This window comes from Mesorhizobium sp. M8A.F.Ca.ET.207.01.1.1 (genome assembly GCF_004794715.1).
Classification (GTDB): Bacteria; Pseudomonadota; Alphaproteobacteria; order Rhizobiales; family Rhizobiaceae; genus Mesorhizobium.
The window spans coordinates 1-3,620 of record NZ_SRUS01000032.1 but is presented as its reverse complement, the minus strand read 5'-3'; the positions used below and the strand labels follow the sequence as shown (position 1 = coordinate 3,620).

3 protein-coding genes are annotated in these 3,620 nt (G+C 63.6%); all 3 read right to left on the bottom strand.

The genetic code is table 11. From position 1 onward, the window contains the following. Positions 1 to 285 precede the first annotated feature (285 nt). The 3 genes from waaC to rfaD are packed head-to-tail and all read right to left on the bottom strand — an operon-like array spanning position 286 to position 3,193. Positions 286 to 1,266: a lipopolysaccharide heptosyltransferase I gene (waaC, locus tag EN850_RS33300; RefSeq protein ID WP_136092915.1), complete on the bottom strand. Its 981-nt coding sequence runs from the start codon at positions 1,264 to 1,266 to the stop codon at positions 286 to 288. Further along, positions 1,263 to 2,270, bottom strand: coding sequence for a lipopolysaccharide heptosyltransferase II (gene waaF / locus EN850_RS33295; protein ID WP_136092914.1), 1,008 nt, complete (start codon positions 2,268 to 2,270; stop codon positions 1,263 to 1,265). Before waaF ends, waaC begins: the two co-directional genes overlap by 4 nt. After that, positions 2,243 to 3,193 (bottom strand): ADP-glyceromanno-heptose 6-epimerase, encoded by a 951-nt coding sequence (gene rfaD / locus EN850_RS33290; RefSeq protein WP_136092913.1) that lies wholly within the window; start codon positions 3,191 to 3,193, stop codon positions 2,243 to 2,245. Before rfaD ends, waaF begins: the two co-directional genes overlap by 28 nt. Between the last annotated feature and the right edge of the window lie 427 nt (positions 3,194 to 3,620).

The following is a 3,620-nucleotide window of genomic DNA, read 5'->3' as shown; positions in this document are numbered from 1 at the left end:
GCATGGCGCTGGCGCGAAAACTCCTCGTCATTCTCAATGCAAAAGCACGCGATGCGCGCATCGAGTTCGCCAATGCAACTTGACACCACAGATAGTCGCTCATTGCCCTGCCGGGCATTTCTCCCCGTATAGTGACGGGGAGAAAGACGCTGTCATCGATGATTTCGCCAAGTGGCTGGCGCCGACCGCGTATTTCAGCCCCTTCTCCCCGTCACTATACGGGGAGAAGATGCCGGCAGGCAGATGAGGGGCGGCGCTAGCCTTTCCAATCGTTCGGTCGAAAAGTCAGTATTTCCGGGTATTTGCCCGGCTAAGCTCTAAAAGTCGTTCCGCTTCCGCCACCACCTGCGCCGACGTCACGCGCGCGCCGGACGCTGCCAGCAGCGTCGATGCATATTGCCCACGCGGCCCGGTCAAACCCGGTTCAGTTGCCAAAAATACCGCCACCGTCGGCAGGCCGAAGGCGCTGGCGAGGTGGGTCAATCCCGTATCAGCGCCGATGACGAGCGTCGAGCGGCCGAGAATGGCTGCGATGTCGGCCAGCGGCGATTTGGGCAGCACGACCGTGGATGGCACGGCCTTGGCGATCGCTTCGGCCACGGCCTTCTCCCGTTCGTTCGACCAGGTGGTGACCGGCGTCATGCCGCGCTCGACCAGCAGGCGGGCGGTTCCGATCCAGTCCTCGGCAGGCCATTTCTTGTCCTCGCGGCTGGTGCCGTGCAGCAGGAAGGCCGCTTTTCCGTCGATGCCAGCGATCGTGCCCATCGGTGCGACGATGCCGGAGTCGAGCGTCGAAAGATCGGGCCGGTAGCCGAGCGCCAGCCCGAACAGCCGCCTTGTCCGCTCGATGGCGTGCAGGTCGCGCGGCACGGCGTAGGGGACGTCGTAGAACAGCGTCGCCGAGGGTTCGCGCGCGCTCGACCGGTCGAAGCCGGCGATCGGCGCACGCGCCTGGCGTGCCACCAGGGCCGATTTCAGCAGGCCTTGCGCATCGACGACGAGATCATATCGGCAGGCGCGCAAGGCACGGCGCAGGGCCGCCGCCTGGCGCCAGGTGTTCGTGTCGAAGAGGCTCTTTCGCCAGCGCCTTATCGCCACCGTGTGGACGGTGCCGATCGCCGGATGCAGCGCGACGATGCCGGCAAACGCCTCCTCCACGCACCAGTCGAAAGCGATATCGGGCCGCGCGCGGCAGGCATCCTCGAGTGCCGGAAAGGTGTGGATGACATCGCCCATCGACGATGTCTTGACGATCAGCACCTTCATGCCGCGGCCGGAACTTCCAGCAGCCGGTCCGCCGCCGCGGCGACCCGCCCGACTTCCAATGTCTTGAGGCAGTTGAGGTGGCCGAGCGGACAGATTTTCTGGTGGCAAGGCGAGCAGGACAGGCCGAGCCAGACCAGTTCGCGCCGTTCCGCCAGTGGCGGCGTATTTTCAGGCGAGGTCGAGCCGTAGACGGCAACGATCGGCGTGCCGACGGCGGCCGCGACATGCATGAGCCCGCTGTCGTTGGAGACCGCGAGCCGGGCGGCCGCGATCAGGTCGATGGCGTCCTCCAGCCGCGTCTGGCCGGCGAGGTCGACGACGCCGGGGGCCAATGCGGCGATTTCGGCCGTCACGTCGCGGTCGTTCTTCGAGCCGAACAGGGCGACCTCCAGTCCCTTGCCCATGAATTCGCGGGCAAGGCCGGCATAGCTTTCGCTTGGCCAGCGCTTGGCCGGGCCGAACTCGGCACCGGGCATCAGGGCCACGAATTTTTGCGGCGCCAGACCGAAACGATCGAGCAGCATGGCCTGGTTTTTCGTGTCCACGGTCAGCCGGGGTGCGCGGAAACTGCCGCCCTGAGCGAGGCCGAAATAGGCCTGCGCGGTGCGCCGTTTCACGGCGTCGGGCAATGGTACGATGTCGGTCAAAAGGCCATAGCGCATTTCGCGCAGATTGCCGAAACGGCGCGGAATGCGGGCAAAGAACGGGATCAGCGCCGACTTCCAGCTGCCTGGCAGCACATAGGCCAAGTCGTAGCGGCCGCGCAGCAGGCGGCCGAAGCGGCGGCGATGGCTGAATTCGAGCGTGCCGGGCTTCAGCGGAAAGTCGATCTGCTGGCGGATCTCCGGCATGCGCTTGACCAGAGGTGCCGCCCAGGCGGGCGCCAGCACATCGATCGCGGCGTTGGGATGGAGCTCCTTCAGCGCCGAGAACAGGCACTGCGCCATCACCATATCGCCCACCCAGCGTGGGCCGATCACGAGGATCGTTGGGCTTTCAGCCATTCGACATAGTCTCTGACGCCGGTTTCCACTGTGCGGAATTGCCCGTTATAGCCGGCCGCGCGCAAGCGGGACATATCAGCCTGGGTAAAACTCTGGTAGCTGCCCTTGAGATGGTCGGGGAATTCTATGAACTCGATCTCGCCCTTGCCCAGCGCGTCGATGACCGTTTCGGCGATGGCGCGGAACGGCTGGGCGCGGCCGGTGCCGCAGTTGAAGATGCCGCTCGCGCCACGCTTCCATAGCCACAGATTGACGTCGGCGACATCGCCGACATGGATGAAATCGCGGCTTTGCTCGCCCGGTCCGAAGCCGTCATGGGCGCCGAACAGCTTCGGATTTTCGCCGCGCTCGACCTGGTTGAACAGATGGAAGGCGACCGAGGCCATGGCGCCCTTATGCGCCTCGCGCGGGCCATAGACATTGAAGTAGCGCAGCCCCGCGACCTGCGAATGATCGCTGTCGAACACCGTGCGCCTGACATAGTCGTCGAAGAGTTTCTTGGAATAGGCATAGACGTTGAGTGGCCGTTCAAACGCCGGCTCCTCACGAAATTCGGATCCGCCGCCATAGACCGAAGCCGAGGAAGCGTAGAGAAAGGGCACGCGCAGCGCCTGGCAGGCATGCAGCAGCTGTTTCGAATAGGCGTAGTTCACGTCCATCATGAACTTGCCGTTCCATTCGGTGGTGGTCGAGCAAGCCCCCTGATGAAAGACTGCCTCGATGCGGCCGAGCGAGCCGGCTTCCATGTGGGCCAGGAAGTCGTCCTTGTCGAGATAGTCGGCAATGCTGAGATCGGCCAAGTTGGCGATCTTGTGGCCGTCGGTGAGGTCGTCGACGACCAGGATGTCGTCATGACCTTCCGCATTGAGCGCGGCGACGATGTTGGAGCCGATCATGCCGGCGCCGCCCGTGACGATGATCATGAAGGCCTCTGGTTGCGTGCGATTCCGGTCCTTATAAGGGAGGCTGGCCGGGCTGTCGACAAAGCAGGATCCGTGATTAGGCCCAAAGCTGCTGTCTAGCGAGTCGCCATAGGCTTCTTGCTGACAATCACGTCAGGGCAGCGCCGCCCCTCATCCGCCTGCCGGCACCTTCTCCCCGTATAGTGACGGGGAGAAGAAACTGGACGCAACCTCGCCGCCTTCTCTTGCAACGTTGAAAATTGGCGAAACCATCGATGACAGCGTCCCTCTCCCCGTCTCTATACGGGGAGAAATGTCCGGTGTCCGAACCGGATAGATAGGTAACAGAATGGACCGATAGCATGGGTGACAGTTTTCTTGTCCGCCGGGAGGACCGGCGATGGTTTGGCGAGAAACTGGGATCATGGACGAGCGGCTACGGTTTGTT

Coding starts and splice junctions, on each gene's coding strand:
- waaC (WP_136092915.1), bottom strand. CDS start 1,266: ATGAAGGTGCTGATCGTCAAGACATCGTCGATGGGCGATGTCATCCAC.
- waaF (WP_136092914.1), bottom strand. CDS start 2,270: ATGGCTGAAAGCCCAACGATCCTCGTGATCGGCCCACGCTGGGTGGGC.
- rfaD (WP_136092913.1), bottom strand. CDS start 3,193: ATGATCATCGTCACGGGCGGCGCCGGCATGATCGGCTCCAACATCGTC.